General features: G+C 38.4%; 17 protein-coding genes. 12 read left to right on the forward strand and 5 right to left on the reverse strand.

The window, feature by feature from the left end; all coding sequences use genetic code 11:
- Positions 1–461: 461 nt before the first annotated feature.
- The 4 genes from AOR04_RS20290 to AOR04_RS20305 all read right to left on the reverse strand — a co-directional run bounded on the left by AOR04_RS20290 (position 462) and on the right by AOR04_RS20305 (position 4,888).
- Positions 462–1,070, reverse strand: coding sequence for a PqiC family protein (locus AOR04_RS20290; protein WP_096794501.1), 609 nt, complete (start codon positions 1,068–1,070; stop codon positions 462–464).
- Positions 1,070–2,725 (reverse strand): intermembrane transport protein PqiB, encoded by a 1,656-nt coding sequence (gene pqiB, locus AOR04_RS20295; RefSeq protein ID WP_096794502.1) that lies wholly within the window; start codon positions 2,723–2,725, stop codon positions 1,070–1,072. Before pqiB ends, AOR04_RS20290 begins: the two co-directional genes overlap by 1 nt.
- The gene (locus AOR04_RS20300; protein WP_232525546.1) at positions 2,722–3,888 is read right to left on the reverse strand and encodes a paraquat-inducible protein A; all 1,167 of its coding nucleotides are present in this window, start codon (positions 3,886–3,888) and stop codon (positions 2,722–2,724) included. Before AOR04_RS20300 ends, pqiB begins: the two co-directional genes overlap by 4 nt.
- 184 nt (positions 3,889–4,072) lie before the next feature.
- Positions 4,073–4,888, reverse strand: coding sequence for a thioesterase family protein (locus AOR04_RS20305; RefSeq protein WP_008134340.1), 816 nt, complete (start codon positions 4,886–4,888; stop codon positions 4,073–4,075).
- Between the two features lie 241 nt (positions 4,889–5,129).
- Here AOR04_RS20305 and dnaK point away from each other — a divergent pair, with 241 nt between their 5' ends.
- The 11 genes from dnaK (at position 5,130) to AOR04_RS20360 (ending at position 17,857) form a co-directional block, all read left to right on the forward strand.
- The gene (gene dnaK, locus AOR04_RS20310) at positions 5,130–7,046 is read left to right on the forward strand and encodes a molecular chaperone DnaK (protein ID WP_007375531.1); all 1,917 of its coding nucleotides are present in this window, start codon (positions 5,130–5,132) and stop codon (positions 7,044–7,046) included.
- Positions 7,047–7,246: 200 nt separating this feature from the next.
- Positions 7,247–8,386 (forward strand): molecular chaperone DnaJ, encoded by a 1,140-nt coding sequence (gene dnaJ / locus AOR04_RS20315; protein WP_007375530.1) that lies wholly within the window; start codon positions 7,247–7,249, stop codon positions 8,384–8,386.
- 99 nt (positions 8,387–8,485) lie between these two features.
- The gene (gene ybaK / locus AOR04_RS20320; protein ID WP_007375529.1) at positions 8,486–8,947 is read left to right on the forward strand and encodes a Cys-tRNA(Pro) deacylase; all 462 of its coding nucleotides are present in this window, start codon (positions 8,486–8,488) and stop codon (positions 8,945–8,947) included.
- A gap of 123 nt (positions 8,948–9,070) precedes the next feature.
- Complete coding sequence (locus tag AOR04_RS20325; protein ID WP_033029847.1) at positions 9,071–9,475, forward strand: DUF1761 domain-containing protein; 405 nt, start codon at positions 9,071–9,073, stop codon at positions 9,473–9,475.
- Positions 9,476–9,517: 42 nt separating this feature from the next.
- Positions 9,518–9,769, forward strand: a complete 252-nt coding sequence (locus tag AOR04_RS21970; RefSeq protein ID WP_096794503.1) for a hypothetical protein — start codon at positions 9,518–9,520, stop codon at positions 9,767–9,769.
- Between the two features lie 150 nt (positions 9,770–9,919).
- On the forward strand, positions 9,920–10,183 hold the full coding sequence (locus AOR04_RS20335) for a CBU_0592 family membrane protein (protein ID WP_007375526.1): 264 nt from the start codon (positions 9,920–9,922) through the stop codon (positions 10,181–10,183).
- Between the two features lie 375 nt (positions 10,184–10,558).
- Positions 10,559–12,289 (forward strand): sensor histidine kinase, encoded by a 1,731-nt coding sequence (locus tag AOR04_RS20340; protein WP_096794504.1) that lies wholly within the window; start codon positions 10,559–10,561, stop codon positions 12,287–12,289.
- On the forward strand, positions 12,282–13,646 hold the full coding sequence (locus AOR04_RS20345) for a sigma-54-dependent transcriptional regulator (protein ID WP_096794505.1): 1,365 nt from the start codon (positions 12,282–12,284) through the stop codon (positions 13,644–13,646). Before AOR04_RS20340 ends, AOR04_RS20345 begins: the two co-directional genes overlap by 8 nt.
- 176 nt (positions 13,647–13,822) lie before the next feature.
- Positions 13,823–14,779, forward strand: coding sequence for a porin (locus tag AOR04_RS20350; RefSeq protein WP_096794506.1), 957 nt, complete (start codon positions 13,823–13,825; stop codon positions 14,777–14,779).
- Between the two features lie 9 nt (positions 14,780–14,788).
- Complete coding sequence (locus AOR04_RS20355) at positions 14,789–16,258, forward strand: SLC13 family permease (RefSeq protein WP_007375522.1); 1,470 nt, start codon at positions 14,789–14,791, stop codon at positions 16,256–16,258.
- Positions 16,259–16,438: 180 nt separating this feature from the next.
- Complete coding sequence (locus AOR04_RS20360) at positions 16,439–17,857, forward strand: coniferyl aldehyde dehydrogenase (protein ID WP_096794507.1); 1,419 nt, start codon at positions 16,439–16,441, stop codon at positions 17,855–17,857.
- A gap of 62 nt (positions 17,858–17,919) precedes the next feature.
- On the opposite strand, the gene AOR04_RS20365 is transcribed toward AOR04_RS20360, so the two are convergent.
- A complete protein-coding gene (locus tag AOR04_RS20365) occupies positions 17,920–18,645 on the reverse strand; it encodes a tetratricopeptide repeat protein (RefSeq protein ID WP_007375520.1) in 726 nt (241 codons plus the stop codon).
- A 577-nt stretch (positions 18,646–19,222) separates the two neighbouring features.
- On the opposite strand from AOR04_RS20365, the gene AOR04_RS20370 reads away from it, so the two are divergent.
- Entirely contained in the window at positions 19,223–20,086 is an 864-nt protein-coding gene (locus tag AOR04_RS20370) for a DUF6279 family lipoprotein (RefSeq protein WP_008134327.1), read from the forward strand.

Genomic DNA, 20,086 nt, shown 5'->3' on the forward strand with positions numbered 1-20,086 from the left:
AAGTATTCACAAAATTAAAAGCATGTATAAAAATTAAAATAGTATTAATTTTTAAACTGCTTATACAAAAACAAAGAAGATGATAAGTTTGTTGTTAAATCATTTTCCAAGTCACTGCTTTTGTACGCGTGGGAGGGACACTTAAACAGTTATGTTAAATAGCGGCTTAAGTGAAACGCGTTGGCTTTGGCGCCAGACGGTGCGAGGAGTGCAAACCGCTATTGTTGTGCCTGTAAAAACATCGGCGCAAAAATAATCTGCTTTTTAATTTCAGTCAACAAAAATTTACATGTTTGATAAAGTTTTATTAGAGGCGGTTTAATTGAGTGCTTTGTAGCGCTAATTCCTTGAGGTAAAGAGATGCCATTCATCAACTTAAAAAATTATTGAAGAAGCAGCAAAAAGTAAGATTCGACGGTAATTGATGATAAAACCGCCGTGATTATATTGTCACTTAATGATTAAAGTCTTGCTTGTTCTATTTGTTTTGCAACATTTAGGTTTATATTTAGCCATGTTGCTTCAAGTGTCGAAACCAGGCCGTCATAGCCATCATCATCAATAGGCACTAGGTTTGAAAAATTATGAATACTTACAAGACGTCGTCCGGTTTCTGGATGTGTATAGTACAAGCGCCAGAGCCCCGAAATATCGGCGTTACCTTGCATATCGCCATTAAAGTGGTGAATCTCGTATTCAAGTTCATAAAATGTTTGTTGATCAAGTTCAGTAATGACCGGTAAGCCTTTTATTACCATCCAGTTGGGCATAGCATTAAAAAGTGTTTGCTGGGCTGTGGCAGTAAGCATTACATCTGGCGATTCACCCCACAGGTTGTAATTTGCAGCATGAATTTGGTTGCTATCTATTTTCATAGCAATGCCCAAATTATTTAAAGCGCCTCTGAGTACAACAGTTTGTATTCTTAGTTGCGCATCTGTATCCGCAATGTTGCGAGACGAAGCGCCTATTGGCTGTTCAAACTGGTAATACTGTGTCGCAGTTTGTATTGATGAACTACAACCTGACAATAGTAATAATAAACTTGCAGTTAAAAATAACGATCTCATTATTGCTTCCTTGGTTTTGGATCTGCGGGTAATGATTTATCAAAAATTAGCATATTAGGTTGTTCGTTCAAACCACGAGTAAGCGGTTGTAACCCTTCACTTAAACGTTTAAATTCTTTTAATGTTTGCTGTATTTGATGATGAAGTTCAGAACCGGCTTGGTAACTGGCCATTGTTTTGTCGAATTGACGCATGGTTACTTCAAATTGCACCATACTTTTTGTCATTTTCTCAAAATTACGGTTAAAGTCACCCGGTAAATTTTGTGTGTCTTTTTGGCTCAGTAGCTCTCGCATTTCATTAGCAAGCGCTCGATAGTCAGTAAATGTCGCTTGCATTTGCGCTAAGCTATCTTCAATTTTTAAGTCATTAACTTTATTGAGTACATCAGATACTTGATCTGCCAATACGGTTATACCGCTGGAAATACTTGGAAAAACATCATATTGAACAAGTTTGCCTAAATGCGCTGCGGGTGCGTCGGGATATATATCAAAATCAACATACACCGCACCCGTTAATAAATTGCCGGGCTTTAATGAAGCGCGCATCCCACTTTCAATCCAGCCTTTTAAACTACCTTGCCAATATTCTTTAGCTGAAGCACTGTCATGATACAAGCGTCCGTATTCTACTTTTATAAGTACCGGAACGGCCGTATTGTGGTTTCTAAAGTGAGCGGGCTTACCGTTAACAATTACATTAGCAGGGGCTTCTACAACAGTCCCTACACGCATACCCCTATATTCTACAGGCGCTCCTGTGCGCAACCCTCTAACGGATTGTTCGAATTCAATTAGGTAGTAATCAAAGTCGTAAAAGCGCTCTTCTAACGCTTCTTTATAGCTTTGGCTTAATGAAAAGCTATGCCCATCTTGTGCTATTTCACCCGGTGCCTGTTGCTCAGGTAACCCAACAGAAACACCGCCTTTTAAAAGTTTGCTTAAAGAGCCAGTATTTATATTAATACCGTCTGCAGAGAGGTCAATTTCAATACCCGCGTTCACCCAAAAAATAGAATTCATAGTGATGAGGTTTTGATAAGGTTCTTTAATAAACACGCCATACTTCATTGCTTGGTTTTCCCAATCAAAAGTAGCGGTTTCTATCTGACCTATTTTGTAATTTTTGAAAAATATACCGGTACTTACATCTAGTACTTCAGCATTATAACTAAGGAGTTTAAAGCGACCGCCTTTAACGTCTTTACCGATAAGTGCGGGTTCATCTTGGAGCGTAAACCTTTCTTTTAGTTCTTTACTTTCTCCTGGAGAAAACTCTAAATAAACACCTGATAAAAGAGTACTCATACCACTAATACCTGTTTCATCAATGCGAGGTTTAACGACCCAAATTTTTGCATCATCGGTTAATAAGTCATTGTAATTTTTATCTATTTGTGCACGAGCAATAACGCTGTCTTGTGTGTCAGATAAACGAATATGATCGATTTGACCTATTTTTACACTGCGTACTTTTATTTCCGTTTTACCTGCAATAATACCTTCGGCCTGTGGCATCTCGATAAAAATAGTAGGGCCTTTATTTGCTTGATATTGATATAGCATCCACATGCCCACTAAAAGCGCAATTGCCGGAATGATCCAGATGGCGGAAATCTTCGGTTCTTTTGTTATTTCAGCAGTTTCGGTCATGCTTTATTCTCTGATATCTTATTTTTAGGTGAATCCCACAACAGTCGTGGGTCAAAGGCATGGGCAGCCATCATTTGGCATAATACCATAACTGTAAAAAATACAATGCCAAGACCTGGAGTTACCGACATTAAATTACCAAGCTGTACCAAGGCAACTAAAATAGCAACGACAAATACATCTATCATGGACCATTTTCCAATAAACTCAGTCAGTTGATAAATTCGAGTATAACTTTTTGTATGCCGATTTGCAGGCTTTGTAACCATAATACATAAAAAGCTCAGCACAAACGCTTTAGCAAGCGGTACAACCACACTGGCTAAAAATATAATGGCAGCAATGGGATAGGAACCACTCTTCCAAAGTGTAATTACACCACCAATTAATGTAGAGGGGGATTCATCACCTAAACTAGTGGTATGCATTATTGGTAAAGCATTAGCAGGAATATAGCAAATAACAGAGGTTATTAACCATGCAGTTGCTTTTTGTACACTATAAGGGTTTCTGACGTGTGTTTTAGTGTGGCAACGTTGGCAGATATCACCGGTGCATAGTTGGTGACATACATGGCAGGCTTTAATATTTTCATCAATTGCGCGTTTTGCGTTATCAGCGCCTTCGAGTATTTTTACAGGCTTAATTTGAGCCCATAAACGCGGGCGATTTAAGTGAACAAGTGCTGCTATATATAAAATAACAAACCCTACATAAGCCCAGAAACTTGCCCCAAAGCTAATATCAGCCAGCGACATAATTTTAACCATACTGACCAGCACACCGATTAAAAATATTTCTGACATAATCCAAGGCTCTAACGCAAGCGTGAATTTCAATAACCGCCTTGCTATGCCTTCGGGCAATGTTTTTAATACCCCTAAGTGCAGAGGGATCAAAATAAGGAGTAAACCCATAGGCAGGGCAATAATACTAAGATCAATAAATAAGCCGAGTAGTTCGCTATCGTAATTAAATAAAATTCGTGCGGCATCGGGTAGAGTAATTGTTTGAGTAATGCCGCTACTGCTAAATGAAATGAAAGGGTAAAACATGCTGCTTAGCAACATTAACAAAGCGCTAAAACTCAGTGCAACAATACGGCTGTCGTGATTCACATCGGCTTCGCAAAGTTTATGATGACAATGTGGGCATATCGCCATTTGTTTCGCGATTATGCGAGGTATGTCTATGATCAGATCGCAGCAGGGGCAGACAGTTTGCAATTTAATACCAAGCAAGAAGAATGTTTGTCCAATTTTGCAATATTTAATGCATTAATACAACGCGAACAGTGAATAAGCCTTTAAAAGCCAAACATTTTAATATTGTTTGGCTTTAGGGTTTTTAGTCAAATAACGCCACCGTTTGGCGTGTAAGGGCTATTAACTCCCCTGATTGTGACCAAATACAGCCATCTTCTAAACCATAACCATCTTTTGAATGATGAGTGATTGCTTCAAAGCCAAGCCATTCGCCAGGTGTTAAGTTTGGTTCTTGCACAAACTCTAAGTACCAAGACATGCTACTAGCTGGAGCGGGTTGTTTAAACATTTGTAATAACGTAGGTGGCCATGCATCTGTTAATGCAATAACGTGCGCTTCTGTTATTTGCTCTGGGGTGTGCTTAAAGCGCATCCAGCCCCCTAAGTGAGAAGTTTCTGCGCTGCTAAATGGCATAGCGCCTTGTTGTGGGCATAAATCAACATGCTGAAAAAACTCAGGCATCTGGCCTTTAACAAAAGGGAGTGTATAGCGCTCGTCTACCGGTTTTAACCCTAAAGATTTCGAAACGGGCACATTAACACCCGACTCTCTACTTTTAGCAAAACATGCTTGTACGATAACGCACACTTGTTCATTTTGAATGGCTTTGGCAAGTACTTGTGTACTACTTTTACCTTGTCGTAGTATTTCTACTGATAAAGAAAAGGGAGTATCGGCAAGCAATGGTCCTACAAAATTAGTGCTAAGAGAAAGTAGACGACGATCACTTGCAACCTTACCTCTGATTGCTTGATACAACAGTGCGGCTGATAGCCCACCAAAAGCAGTTCTGCCTTGGCACCAGTTTTCTGGAAATTGCATTGTGCTAGTTAATTGTTCGGTATTATCTGAACTTCCAATTTTTTCAGCTTGGAGAAGTAATTGTTCAAAATGCATGAAGATGTCCTTTTAAAGTGCGATTTAATAAATTTATAACACAACCAAACTAGTCAGACCAGTAATTAAAAGCGCCTCTGGCGGTGTAAAAATCATCATTCCTTACAATTATTAGGGTTATTTTGTAAATAAATCATAAAAAATGAATTTTTTTTCATTTTTACAGTTGAAATAAGTTTGGCGCATCCCTATTTACTAAGTCATCGAACGTATTAACGAATATTGAAGTTGGAGAAGTTTCATGGGTAAAATTATTGGAATCGATTTAGGTACTACAAACTCTTGTGTTGCAGTACTTGATGGTGGCAAAGCACGTGTTATTGAAAACGCGGAAGGCGATCGCACAACCCCGTCTATTATTGCTTACACGCAAGACGGCGAAACATTAGTAGGCCAATCTGCTAAGCGTCAAGCGGTTACTAACCCGACAAACACATTATTTGCAATCAAGCGTTTAATTGGTCGTCGTTTTGAAGACGAAGAAGTACAACGCGATATCGGCATCATGCCGTTTAAAATCATTAAAGCAGATAACGGCGATGCATGGGTAGAAGCGGGTGGCGAAAAACGCGCTGCACCACAAATTTCTGCTGAAGTACTGAAAAAAATGAAGAAAACGGCTGAAGACTTTTTAGGTGAAGAAGTAACTGAAGCTGTAATCACAGTACCTGCATACTTTAACGATTCACAACGTCAAGCAACGAAAGATGCTGGTCGTATTGCGGGTCTAGAAGTTAAACGTATTATCAATGAGCCAACTGCTGCGGCACTGGCTTACGGTATGGATAAAAACCGTGGCGAAAACATCGTTGCAGTATATGACTTAGGTGGTGGTACTTTCGATTTATCAATCATTGAAATTGATGAAGTTGAAGGCGAGCACACTTTTGAAGTACTTGCTACAAACGGCGACACTCACTTAGGTGGTGAAGATTTCGATAACCGTGTAATCAACTACCTAGTAGCTGAATTCAAGAAAGATCAAGGCTTAGACTTAAAAGCTGATCCTCTTGCAATGCAACGTGTTAAAGAAGCTGCTGAAAAAGCAAAAATTGAACTTTCATCTGCACAATCTACTGAAGTAAATCTTCCGTATGTAACTGCTGATGCATCTGGTCCTAAGCACATGAACGTGAAACTAACACGTGCTAAGCTTGAATCACTAGTTGAAGATTTAGTAACTAAGTCTCTAGAGCCACTTAAACGTGCACTTGCTGATGCTGATTTATCAGTAAGCGACATCAACGATATTATTCTTGTTGGTGGCCAAACACGTATGCCTTTAGTACAAAAAACAGTTGCTGATTTCTTCGGTAAAGAACCACGTAAAGACGTAAACCCTGATGAAGCAGTTGCAGTAGGCGCAGCGATTCAAGGTGGTGTACTTGCTGGTGACGTTAAAGATGTACTATTACTAGACGTTTCTCCATTATCTCTAGGTATTGAGACAATGGGTTCAGTAATGACTGCATTGATTGAGAAAAATACGACGATTCCTACTAAGAAATCGCAAACATTCTCAACCGCTGAAGATAACCAATCTGCTGTAACAATTCACGTGTTACAAGGTGAGCGTAAACGTTCAAGCGACAATAAATCTCTAGGTCAATTTAACCTAGAAGGTATTCGCCCAGCACAACGTGGTACACCGCAAATCGAAGTAACATTCGATGTTGATGCCGATGGTATCTTACATGTATCTGCGAAAGATAAAGATACAGGTAAAGAGCAAAAAATCACAATTCAAGCATCTTCAGGCTTAAGCGATGAAGAAGTTGAAAAAATGGTTCGTGATGCAGAAGCACATGCTGAGGACGATAAAAAGTTTGAAGAACTTGTAGCTGCTCGTAACCAAGCTGATGCTTTAGTTCATGGTACTCGCAAGCAAATTGAAGAAGCTGGCGATGCATTACCAAATGAAGACAAAGAAGCGATTGAAGCGGCTGTTGTAGATTTAGAAGCGGCTATTAAGAGCGACAATAAAGAAGAGATTGAAGCTAAAACTCAAGCGCTTGCTGAAAAGTCTCAAAAACTGATGGAAATTGCTCAAGCGAAAGCGCAGCAAGGTTCAGCAGATGCAGGCGAGCAACAGCAATCAGCTAAGCAAGATGACGACGTTGTTGATGCAGAGTTCGAAGAAGTGAAAGACGACAAATAATTGTTGCTAACGCTTCTCGCTAGCCAAAAACACTTAACTCAGTTGAGTGTTTAGGTTAGGATGAACAATTGAGGCGCGCGAGCAATAGCTTGTCGCGCCTTTTGCATGTGTTTAAGGTTCAAATTCAATGATAAATCGATGCGATTTATCGGTTTATCCAGCAGCTTACGCTGCAAATAGAAAAGAGTAGTGTGATAGATATGTCAAAACGCGATTATTACGAAGCCCTCGGCGTAAGCAAAGATGCGAGTGAGCGAGACATAAAAAAAGCGTATAAACGCTTAGCGATGAAATATCATCCAGATCGTACCGCAGGCGATAAAGATCTCGAAACAAAGTTTAAAGAGGTTAAAGAAGCCTACGAAATTTTAACCGATGCGCAAAAACGCCAAATGTATGACCAACATGGTCATGCGGCATTTGAGCAAGGCGGCGGTGGTGGCCATGGTGGTTTCGGCGGCGGCCAAGGTGATTTCGGTGATGTATTTGGCGACGTATTTGGCGATATTTTTGGTGGTGGCGGTGGTCGACGTCAATCTCGTCAGCAACGTGGCTCTGACTTACGTTACAACATGGACTTAAGCTTAGAAGAAGCGGTTCGTGGTAAAGAAGTTGAAATTAAAGTACCAACATGGGTGGGTTGTGAGCCATGTGACGGCAGTGGTGCTAAAGCGGGTTCTAAACCTAAAACATGTACTACATGTCATGGTGCTGGCCAAGTGCAAATGCGCCAAGGTTTCTTTGCTGTGCAGCAAACATGTCCAACGTGTCAAGGACAAGGTCAGATTATTTCAGATCCTTGTAACAAGTGTCATGGTCAAGGCCGCGTAGAAAAAACCAAAACGCTTTCAGTTAAGATTCCAGCTGGCGTTGATACCGGTGACCGTATCCGCTTAACGGGTGAAGGCGAAGCCGGAATGCACGGCGCGCCATCTGGCGACTTGTACGTGCAGGTATCGGTTCGCGAGCATGAAATATTTGTACGTGAAGCGAATAACTTATATTGTGAAGTACCAATCAGCTTTACTACAGCAGGCTTAGGTGGCGAAATTCAGGTGCCGACACTTGATGGTCGTGCAAAACTTAAAATACCGTCTGAAACGCAAACGGGAAAAATGTTCCGTATGCGTGGTAAAGGTGTTAAGTCTGTACGCAGTGGTGCCCAAGGCGATCTAATTTGTAAAGTGGTAATCGAAACGCCAGTAAATCTTAACGAGCGTCAACGTGAATTACTGACTGAATTAGATGAAAGTATGGGCACAGATAGCTCTAAAAACCGTCCTAAAGAGCAAGGTTTTTTTGACGGTGTTAAAAAGTTTTTTGATGATTTAACTAAGTAAATTTAAATTATTATAAATAATGAAACGGCGCTATTTAGCGTCGTTTTTTTTGCTTTAAATTTTATTTTTGTTACTGTTAATAAAAAATGATTAAGTATTATGACACCTGCAATCGATCTATTGAAAAAATCAAAAATCCCGTTTGATGTCTTAAGTTACGAGCATGACGCTAGCAATAGTCACTATGGGCTTGAAGCAGTTGAAAAGTTAAAGCTTAATAGCCATCAAGTATTTAAAACATTAGTGCTTGAAACACATGAAGGCGAATTAATTGTTGCAGTAACACCTGTTTCTCAACAAATTCATTTAAAGCAATTGGCAAAATTAGCTTCATCTAAAAAGGTGGCAATGGCGGCTGCACAAAAAGTACAAGCCAGTACGGGGTATATTTTAGGAGGGGTAAGTCCACTGGGACAAAAAAAACGCCTCGCTACCTACATTCATGGTAGTGCATCACAGTTTGAGCACGTATATGTAAGTGCAGGAAAACGCGGTTTAGAAGTGAAATTAATGACAACCGATCTTATTACATTAACTGGTGCAAAACTGGGGATATTTTAACTTTTTCTTTTTGACATTTACGGGGAGTCCATATAAGGCCCTAGTTTCCAGATTATGAGTTTGCCGCTTTAATAATTATTAACTACAGTCAAATAACCCATCATGCATAAGTTATGGCAGTATATGAATTTTTCTGATGTTGATTATTTTGCGGTATTAATTGCCGCGCTCTCTTGCTTTATGCTTGGCGGCATTTGGTATTCAAATAAAATGTTTAAACAAGCTTGGCTTGAAAGTTGTGGTTTAACAGAGCTAGATTTGCAATCAGCAGATCCAAAATTAATTTTTGGAGGGAGCTTTTTATTATCTTTTATAGCCACTTTTTTGCTTGCATTGTTTCTAGGTGAAAACCCTAACGTTGGTGAAAGTGTAGGAACTGGATTTATTATCGGTGTATTTTGGGTTAGTAGTTCACTTGGGCTTAGTTATATTTTTGAGCAACGGCCGATGAAGCTGTTTTTAATTAATGGTAGTTTTCATATTTTACAATTTTCTTTAATGGGCCTAATTTTGGGTATTTGGCCTTAGTCTTGTTACACTTTAGGTATTACTTTGAATTAATGACTAATTATGGCTAAACCAAATAAAAAAGGGCCAACAAAAACGGTTGATATTTTTTGTTCTGCTTGCAAAACCCCCTTATTTAAGTATCGAAAGGGCGGTAAAGGAGCGCTTGTTAAATGTTTTATAGAACGTATTAGCCAAAATTTCACAAAAGAGCCCTGTATTTGCCCTAACTGTAATCGTCCTTTTGCAAGGCCTACTGTGATAAGAGGGATACCCGCTTATAAAATTATTGGTGGTAAAGTTACATTTAAATAAGCATATTGCTTATGCGGACATATGCCCTTGTTAGAATTTATCATCTTGATAGAATCGCCCGGTTTTGCTGTTTCAATGAATGAAAAAATACCCTCCCCACGGATCGGGCCAGTTTTTTGGGTTATTTAAAAATGGATAAAGGATAGTTTCGTGATAGCACTCTTATTTGACATCATAGGTATGACAGGTACTTTTTTAGTCGTTGGCTCATTCTTTTTACTGCAGCTAGGTAAAACATCTCCAACTAGCTTAATGTACAATATGATGAATTTAACGGGGGCCATTTTATTGTTGATCAGCCTTTGTTATAACTTTAACTTAGCCAGTTTTGTAATCGAAATATTCTGGATTGCAGCGTCATTAATTGGTTTATACAAATATGTTAAAAATCGAAGAGCTGTAACTGCAAGCTAATTTAGCGAATAGATGATGCTCTATATCAATCTGCAATAATACGTTATCAATTTAAGGGATAAAACCTGAGGCTAACAGAAGTCAAAACTTCTGATTTACAACGCCATGGATGCAGTAGATAAAGCAATGCAGAAGTTATTGCTGGGAACAACGAAATAACGAATTTTTACCTTGTTATCGGCAATGTTTACTACCTCAAAATAGATAACTTAATGAAGTGAATTGGTATAATAAAAATCACCGTGAATATTTTTGTTTGCGGTGATTTTTTGTTTTTACTCGCTCTGATTTTTGTTAACAAAAGTTTATATCGCTATGGCTAATAAGCAGTTAAACTAGGTTCTTTAAATTCATCAGGTTATTTTGTGGGTCAGTATGTTTTCTCTTTCTAAAAGAATCATTATTACTTGTATATTACCCATATTTATTTTGTTGATATCATTTTTTCTCGGACGAACTCATGATATTGAGCAAGCAAACCTTCAGGCTGAACGTCAAGTTACTCAATTAAATAATTATATTGATACTGAACTTGCACGCTTTTCTGCGATCCCAGAGTTATTAACTTATAATGAGTTGATGATAAGTTTTGTATCAGGAACACCACAACATTATAGCGCAATTAATAATTATCTAGCTGATATTCAGCAAGCCAGCGGTGCGTCTGACATCTTTGTGTTGGATACGCAAGGTGATGTTATTGCAAGTAGTAATTGGCAGACTGATTACACTTTTTTGGGCAGTAACTATGCTTTTAGACCCTATTTTAAACGTGCTTTTACAGATGATAAAGTGGCCTATTTTGCACTTGGTATACGTTCAAATAAACGAGGCATATATTTTTCACAAGCAGTTTATAGTGATAATAAAGCCATTGGAGTAGTGGTTTTAAAAGTTAATGTAAGTAAGTTCGAAAATGATAGAGAGTTACTAAATACGTCGAAAGGGAGCCATTTTTATTTACAACTTCCCGATCACGTTATTGCCATGTCTGATATTGAACAGTGGCGTTTGAATAGCTTTACTCAGCTTGGAATTACTGCAAAGCAGGAGATTAAATCTAGCCGTTCTTATCTGGATCATCAACCTATATACATAAAGCAGTATCAGTCTCAGAGCCAAGGTACGACGCAATTTAAAATTGATAAACAGCGATATGTTTCGTCCTCAATGAAACTCAATAACTTTAATGCCACAATGCATATTCTTGTCGATGTATCAAAGGTCGATAGCGCACAAATATCGCGCTTATTTTGGGTTATTATTATCTACAGTTTTATAATTATTATAGGGTATAGCTTATTAGCTCGTTTTGCTGGATATAAAAAATTACTTTATTCAAGGCATAGTCTTGAGCAAAAAGTAATAGAGCGTACCCAAACGCTTGAAAAGGTACAAACGGCTTTAGTGCAATCAGCTAAACTGGCTACTATAGGGCAGCTGAGTGCTGGTATAAATCATGAAATAAACCAACCTCTTAGTGCAATTAATACATACCTAGCAAGTGCTAAGCGGCTATTAGCAAAAGGTAATTACGAAGCCTTAAGTCAAAGTTTGGTTATTATTGAAGGGCTAGTCGAGCGAGTGCATAAAATTGTGGGGCAGCTGAAACACTTTAGTAAACCATCAGGGATGCAATTAAGACCATACCCGCTTGCTGCGCTTGTTAATAATGCATTAATGATTTCTAGCGCGCAGTTAAAGCAAGACAATGTGCAGGTAGAGCCCCCGCAATTTGATGAAGCAGTCATCGTCTGGGTTGATGCTCTTAAGTTTGAACAAGTGCTGGTTAATTTAATTACCAATGCCAGCCAAGCTATGAATGGTGCTGTTGAACGTAATTTGACCTTCAATTTGGAGTGTTTTGAAGAACGCGTTAAATTCTCTATTTTAGACACCGGTTCGGGTATTGAACAACATGTATTTAGTCATTTATTTGAGCCCTTTTACAGCACTAAAGATAGCAAAGGTCTCGGTTTAGGGTTATCAATATCAAAACAGATTATTGATTCATTTAATGGCTCTTTAAGCGCACACAATAGATTGCAAGGTGGGGCTGAATTTATTATTAGTCTTTCAAGTAAGCAGGGGGATAAGCATGATTGATAGTTTGTTGTGTAAACACATTATAGTGATTGATGATGAAGCGATGATCAGAGATTCGCTAAAACAACTACTCACACTAGAAGGTTATACCGTAGAGTGTTTTAACGACGCAAGTACGGCCCTTAGTAAGCTTAGCCGACGGTATAATGGAATTGTGCTTAGCGATATTAATATGCCCACAATGAACGGTTTAACTTTACTCGAGCAAATCACAGCCTTTGACAGTGAGCTTCCTGTGATATTTTTAACAGGCTATGCCGACGTGTCCATTGCGGTAAAAGCAATGCAATTAGGGGCATACGATTTATTCGAAAAACCGCTGAACGAACACTTACTTGATTGTATTGCCAGAGCATGTGATAAGCGCAGTCTTGTTATGGAAAATCGCGCATTAAAAGTGGTTGTGCAAAAAGCATCTGCGCCGGGTGTACGTATATTGGGGGATACGCCCAAAATGCAACATATGATGCATTTATTAAATACAGTAATAGATACGCCAACAGATATAATGATTGAAGGTGAAACCGGCACAGGAAAAGAGCTCGTAGCACGCTACTTACATGATCAGAGTATTCGTTCGAGTTGTAACTTTGTGGCGATTAACTGTGGGGCTGTACCAGAGCAATTAATAGAAAGTGAACTGTTTGGCGCAGCAAGTGGAGCATACACGGGTGCTACGCAAAGCCGTAAAGGTAAGTTTGAATATGCACAAGGCGGTACGGTCTTTTTAGATGAAATAGAAAGTACCCCAATGTCGCTGCAAGTTAAATTACTGCGCGTTTTAGAAGAGCGAAAAGTAACCCCTGTAGGTGATAACAAAGCCATTGATTTAGATATAAGAATTGTTGCAGCGACTAAAGTAGACTTACTGTCATTAGTTGAAAAAGGCGAGTTTAGAGCTGATTTATATTACAGGTTGAGCTTAGTTAAAGTAAATATTCCGCCTTTACGAGAGCGAAAAGCAGATATACTTTTATTGTTTAAGCATTTTAGTTCCATTGCTGCAACGCGCTATCACAAGCCTCCAGCACCCCTGAACAGCGAAATACAACAGCGCTTAGTTGCTTATGATTGGCCTGGTAATGTAAGAGAGCTCAGAAACCAAGCCGAACGTGCGGTATTACTTGGCGCCGAACTTGCCTTTACCGAGGTTAATACGCAGCAGTTTGGTGGATTATCTCCTGATTTGAGCTTATCAGAAAAAGTGGCTTTTTATGAGCAATCACTGATTGAATATGCGCTTGAGCAAAATCATGGAAGCATCAAAAATACCATGGAAACACTGCAAATTGCGCGTAAAACACTTTACGATAAAATGAGTAAATATAATCTTAATCGAGATATGTTTACGGAATAGTTGTGCGGATTTAGTGACAACATGCATTTCTAAGTGTGCGGTTAACCGCACACGCTTGTATAAATAATAACAGCAATTTTTTTTAAGGTTATGAAAAAAAAGGTTTTTATATCATTGGCAGTAAATTTGCCTTATTAGAGCTGACAATAAGTTGATTCTAATAATTAGGACGCACAATGATAAAAACAACACACCTATCTACTTTGCTTATACCCCTGAGTAGTTTAGCAATATTGCCCAGTATTACTTTAGCCGCTGATTATACCGTTTACGGTAAAGCAGAAGTTCAAATCGCAAATACCGACACTGGTATTATGCGCTACGCCAAAGAAGGTACGCAAATTGAAGCGCCTTTTTCTCGTATTGGTATAAAAGGTCAGCATAAATTAAATGAATACTTAAGTGCAGTTTTTAAATACGAAGTACAGGTGAAAGGCTTTGAAGAGGATGATACAGAAGAGCCGTTTACAGCACGTAATACTTATTTGGGTCTAAAAGGGGCGTTTGGTGAAATCGTTATAGGTAGAAACGATACGCGCTTTAAATACTCCGAAGGAAAATTAGATAACTTCAATGAAACCCAAGGTGATATGGCGCAGGTAATTGCTGGGCAAGATCGGCTTGGTGATACGCTTACATACACATCTCAATATTGGTCTAATGCTCAGTTTTCGTTTACCTATGCTCCAAAAGACGATAATAAAAATAACAAAGCAGGGTTTGCAGCGACGCTAATCTACGGTGACCGTAATTTAAATAATACACCTTATTACGTCTCATTAAGTAGGGTTGATTCTTTGAACAATATTACAGCTAGCCGAATCGTGGGCGTGTATAAATTTGAGAAATTACAGCTAGGTGCACTGTACCAACATTCGGAATCAGTTGATGAGACTAAGTCAGGCAACGGTTATGTATTAAGTGCAAGTTATACAATTGATAAATGGGTTCCAAAATTACAATTTGCTAAAGATGACTCTGCAATTCGTCAAGAGTCAAAAGCGATTCAGTGGAGTACTGGATTTGACTATGTTTTTGACAAGCAAACCACAGCGTATCTTTTGTATACCGATTTAGATCTCCAAGAAAATGCGGATAATAGTGTCGCACTTGGTCTCAAGTACAAATTTTAAGGGCAAATTATGACTCAGAAAATTATAAAAAACGAGCCAGTGAAAAATACATTAACGCAAAAAATTATATTATGGCTTGGCCCTGCTGTAATGCTATTAACGTGCTTGATAGACCCTCCTAGTGGTATGTCTGGTCTTGCATTTAAAACCGCAGGGTTAGCTTTTTGGATGGCATCGTGGTGGGTTAGTGAAGTTGTGCCAATACCTGCAACATCATTATTGCCACTTGTTATATCGCCGATTGCTGATATAGCACCTATAAAAAGTACCGCAGCGCCTTATGCGCACCCCTTAATATTTTTATTTTTAGGTGGTTTTTTGATCTCCATCGCGATGGAACGTTGGGGGCTACATAAACGGATCGCGTTAACGACGATGCTTTATGCGGGTAAAAAGCCGAGTTTACAGATTTTAGCTATGATGTTGGTGACAGCATTTTTATCTATGTGGATGTCAAATACTGCAACGACAGTAATGATGCTACCAATTGCACTTTCAATCATACACTTAGTGAGCGAATCAAACTCAGAGGATGATGGATTTGCTAAAGCACTTTTGTTATCTATTGCATATGGTGCGAGCATTGGAGGAATTGCAACACTAATAGGTACACCGCCGAATGCCTTAATGGCGGCCTATTTGTCAGAAAGCTATCAAATCGAAATAGGGTTTGGTCAATGGATGCTTGTTGGTGTTCCGTTAGCAATTGTTATGTTGATAGTATGTTGGGTTTGGCTCACAAAATTCAGCTACAAGGTTGATGAAAAAACAGAACATTTACACGACAGTAAATCTGTTTTTATAAAAGAACTGACGACCCTTGGTCCTTTGCAGCGTGCTGAAAAAGGGGTGTTTTATGTGTTTGTATTAGCCGCTCTTTGTTGGGTTTTTAGACCTTTACTCGCTGATTTTTCTGGACTTAAAATTTCAGATACAGCAATAGCAATAGCGGCTGCATTGTTATTATTTGTTTTACCAGCCAATAAAGGCAGTGATGAACGAATTTTAGATTGGGTGAGTGCATCGAAAGTACCATGGGGAGTACTATTATTATTTGGAGGAGGGTTATCACTCGCTTCGCAAATAAAATCATCTGGCTTAGCACAATACATTGCGCATTTAATTGAAGGTGCAAGCGCAATACCTCTGGTTATGGCTGTATTGGTGGTTGTTGCGTTAATTACATTTTTAACCGAAATAACCAGTAACACGGCTACTGCCGCTGGTTTTTTACCTCTTTTAGGCCCTGTTGCGGAGAGTATTTTCGGATCGCCTTTAGTTTGGGTTATTCCAGCAGCTATTGCATGTAGCTGTGCGTTTATGATGCCAGTGGCAACACCACCAAATGCAATTGTTTTTGGTTCGGGAAAAATACAAATACGAGATATGATAAAAGCAGGGTTTATGCTTAATATTATTGCGATAATTTTAATTACATTAGTGACGATGACTATTGCAGCAAAAGTATTTAATTTTTAAACAAACTTAAACTTAGCTTATAGCTATCTCGATATGAGTCGTTTTGCTTATCATCTCAGTGCTGGGCAAAACGACTCTTAATGCTTACTTGTTTGGCTATTATAGCTAAATTAGTGTGATTGCTCGAAAAACAGTTCAGGGTTATTATCTGCAGTAACTTTGAAAATTGAGTAACCTACTTTGACCACTGACACTTCTAATACAGTTTCTTTAACCACACAGTTTGATGGGTTACAAGATGCCTTTCTAAGTACGCCTTATTTACCAATTAATAAACGTATTACGTTGCTAAAAAATCTCCGATTACGAATTGTTGAACTTGAAGAAGAGCTTGTAGATGCAGTTTCAAAAGATTTTGGCTACCGAACGGCATTTGACACTTTACTTGGCGACATTCTGCCTACAGTACAAACACTTGCGCATATAATAAAAAAATTGCCTAACTGGTCTAAACCAAGTAATCGTGCGGTAGGTTTAAGTTTATGGCCTTCAAAAGTCAGTGTAACTTATCAGCCTAAAGGGGTTGTTGGCGTTATTGCACCGTGGAATTACCCTATTCAATTAGCCATAGTACCTGTTGTAACAGCGATTGCCGCAGGTAATAGAGTGATGTTAAAACTGAGCGAATTTACACCACACACAAATGTGGTACTTGAAAAATTATTTAGCGACGAAATACAAGAGCACTGCAAAGTAATTCAGGGCGGCAGTGAGGTTGCAAGTGAGTTTTCATCGTTGCCATTTGCTCACTTATTGTTTACGGGCTCAACTGCGGTGGGTAAATTGGTGATGGCCTCAGCGAGTCATAACTTAACACCAGTAACACTTGAACTTGGGGGGAAGTCACCCGTTGTTATTACCGAGCAGGCTGATATTAAAAAAGCAGCGCAAACGTTACTATTTGGGAAAATGGCTAACGCTGGGCAAATATGTGTCGCACCCGATTATGTATTGGTACCACAAGCACTTGAGCATCAGCTCATTCAGCAATTATGTGAGCTTTATAAAAAGCATTTTAAAGAGGGTGTTGAAGGTAAAAACTTAACATCGATTATTAGCGATGCACATTACAAGCGTTTAACGGGTTATTTAGCGCAAGCACAAGAACTCGGTGCAACGATTGTAAAACCGCTTGAGCAAAACCAGCAAGATGCAGAAAAACACCGCATGGGGCTGCACATTGTTACACAGGTAAGCGATGAAATGCAGCTCATGCAGGATGAATTATTTGGCCCTATATTACCAATAATGAGTTATAACAAACTTGACGATGCTATTGATTACATTAAACAACATCACCATCCATTAGCACTTTATATTTTAGGGCAAGATAAACCAGCTCAAGACTATATTATTAAGCAAACACTCAGCGGTACAGTTGCTGTTAATGACACGCTAGTGCAAGTTACAGCAGATGATGTACCATTTGGTGGTGTTGGGCACTCAGGTATGGGGCATTACCATGGTAAAGAAGGATTTTTAACCTTTAGCCATGCTAAAAATACGCTAGTTTCAGGTTCATTTAATCCGCGAGTTGGTATGTTACTCAAGCAAAGTAACGTGCTTATAAAGCTTTTAAAGTGGCTTTATATTAAGTAGGTGTGGCTTCAGATGAAAAAAGCTGAACTATGGTAATAGTTCAGCTTTAGTGAATATAAAGATTAGAACAATCGGCCTTCACCTGCATATGTACCAGCTAAAATTTTGGTATAAATAGCGTCCGCTTTTTCTTTAGCTTCCTCAACTTCTTTAGGTAGCATTTTTCGTTCATCGAGCTTTCGGCTATGGCTTGCTTGCATATTACCGTTGTATTCAGCAATAGTATTCCAAATGTATGACTTTTCTAAGTCTTTTGGCATGCCTAAACCTTCAAAATACATGAGTGCTAAGTTAAATTGCGCTAGTGAGTAATTATTAGCGGCTGCTTTTTCGTACCATTTTTTTGCAAGTTCAAAATCGTGGCTAACGCCATCACCATTCGCGTACATAACACCAAGATTAAACTGCGCAGCGGGTAAATTTTTATTGGCTGCTTTTTCAAATAAGTTTAACGCCATTTGTTTATCTAACTTAACGCCCTTGCCTTCATCATATAACACCGCTAATGCAAACATAGAGTCTACATGGTTTTTCTTAACACCTTCTTGATAAAGTTGAGCGGCTTTACGATAATCGCGAATTACACCGTAACCCCCTTCATATAACTTCGCGAGTTCATATATTCCAGGTGCATAACCTTTATCAGCAAGGTATTCAAACTCTTTCAGGGCTTCTTCAAAGTAACCTTCATTAGCTGCTTTAATGCCATCTTCGAGCCCTGCATGGGCAAAAGGGCTTGTAAGCAACACGCTAGCAAGTATTAAAGTTTTTAAATTAAACTGTGACATATTCATGTCTCCAATTAGTAATCGTTGCAATATGTATTAGTCAAACGTCATTTTATTACAAATTAATGCGCTAAATAGACTGTTGTAACGTTTAAATGTGAGTGCAAAAAGAAGTGTCTACTGTTATGTTTTACGCCAGCTTTTATATAAACGCAAGATACAGTGCTTCTAGTTTGGCTGAATATGTAATGTATAGCTCAAAACAGAGTTTTTTTGCATGAAGTAAATTTATAAGTGGTGTGTAAGATACAGATATTGCAGAAAATTTAAAGAAATAAAAAAAGCCCGTTAGGGCTTTTTTGAGTCATATCAACCGTCACTAATATGAGCAATGTAGCAAGTAATTGTGATCTTGAGTGCTGACTACTTGGGTCGAGTAAGTAGCAAACACGAAGCGGCACAGTCTTCTTAATTAAATATCAGCATCCTTGCTGTAACTTCTTCCTTAGGCACTGAGGTCGTTACACTGTGTTTATGCGAACGATTATCACTTGTAATAGAATGCAAGTCAATAGTAAATGATAATTATTATCAAATGAATTTATTTAATAACAATATAAGTTAAAAAAGGAATGGGATGCTAAACAACACTAAAATGAAAAAATTCAAACATGTAGGCGTCGCTATTAGCATGTTGTTTTTATGCAGTTGCTCTGCCTCATTTACTTATAATAATTTAAGCTGGCTTTCATCGTTTTGGGTTGATGATTATGTTGATTTAAATAAACAACAAAACAAGCAACTAAAAAAAATTATCGAAACAACACAGCATTGGCATAGGTCAACGCAGTTACCAGCATACAAACAAGATATACAAAATATAAAAACCTTGTTTAACGAAGGTTTAAAACCCGTTCAGCTTAAAGAACACGTTGTTTTTGCAAAAAAACATTGGCGAAATTTACTTGAATTCGCTTATTTGCCTTTGGCTGAATTAGGTGAAAATTTAACGCCTTTACAGCGCAAAACATTCATAAATAATATTCAAGAAAAAATTGATGAAGAACGCGATGAACTTAACGAGCAAACTTTTATAGCACGTAAAAAAGATCGTTTAGAAGAACAATTAGAATATTACGAGCAATGGCTCGGAAAACTTAATGCTGAGCAAAAAATACTAATTAAACTGACCAACGATAAACATCAGGACTCAAGTGAGCTGTGGCTCGAATACAAACAACAGCGTTTAAATGCTGCTAAGCAAGTATTTGAAAGTGAAAATTTAACGCAATCTGAGTTTATTGAGCAATTAAGCACGGTTATAAAAGAACGTGAATTATATATGAGCCCAGAGCTGCTTAAAATTAATGATGAAAACCTTAGTTTATATGTAAATTTATTAAATGAGTTAAATACCACTTTAAGTGATAAACAACGCGAAAATGTAAATGAACGTTTTGATGAGCTAATCGACACATTGGATGATATTATTGAGGGCTAA

Source organism: Pseudoalteromonas sp. 1_2015MBL_MicDiv, from assembly GCF_002407505.1.
In the GTDB taxonomy this organism is placed as follows: domain Bacteria; phylum Pseudomonadota; class Gammaproteobacteria; order Enterobacterales; family Alteromonadaceae; genus Pseudoalteromonas; species Pseudoalteromonas fuliginea.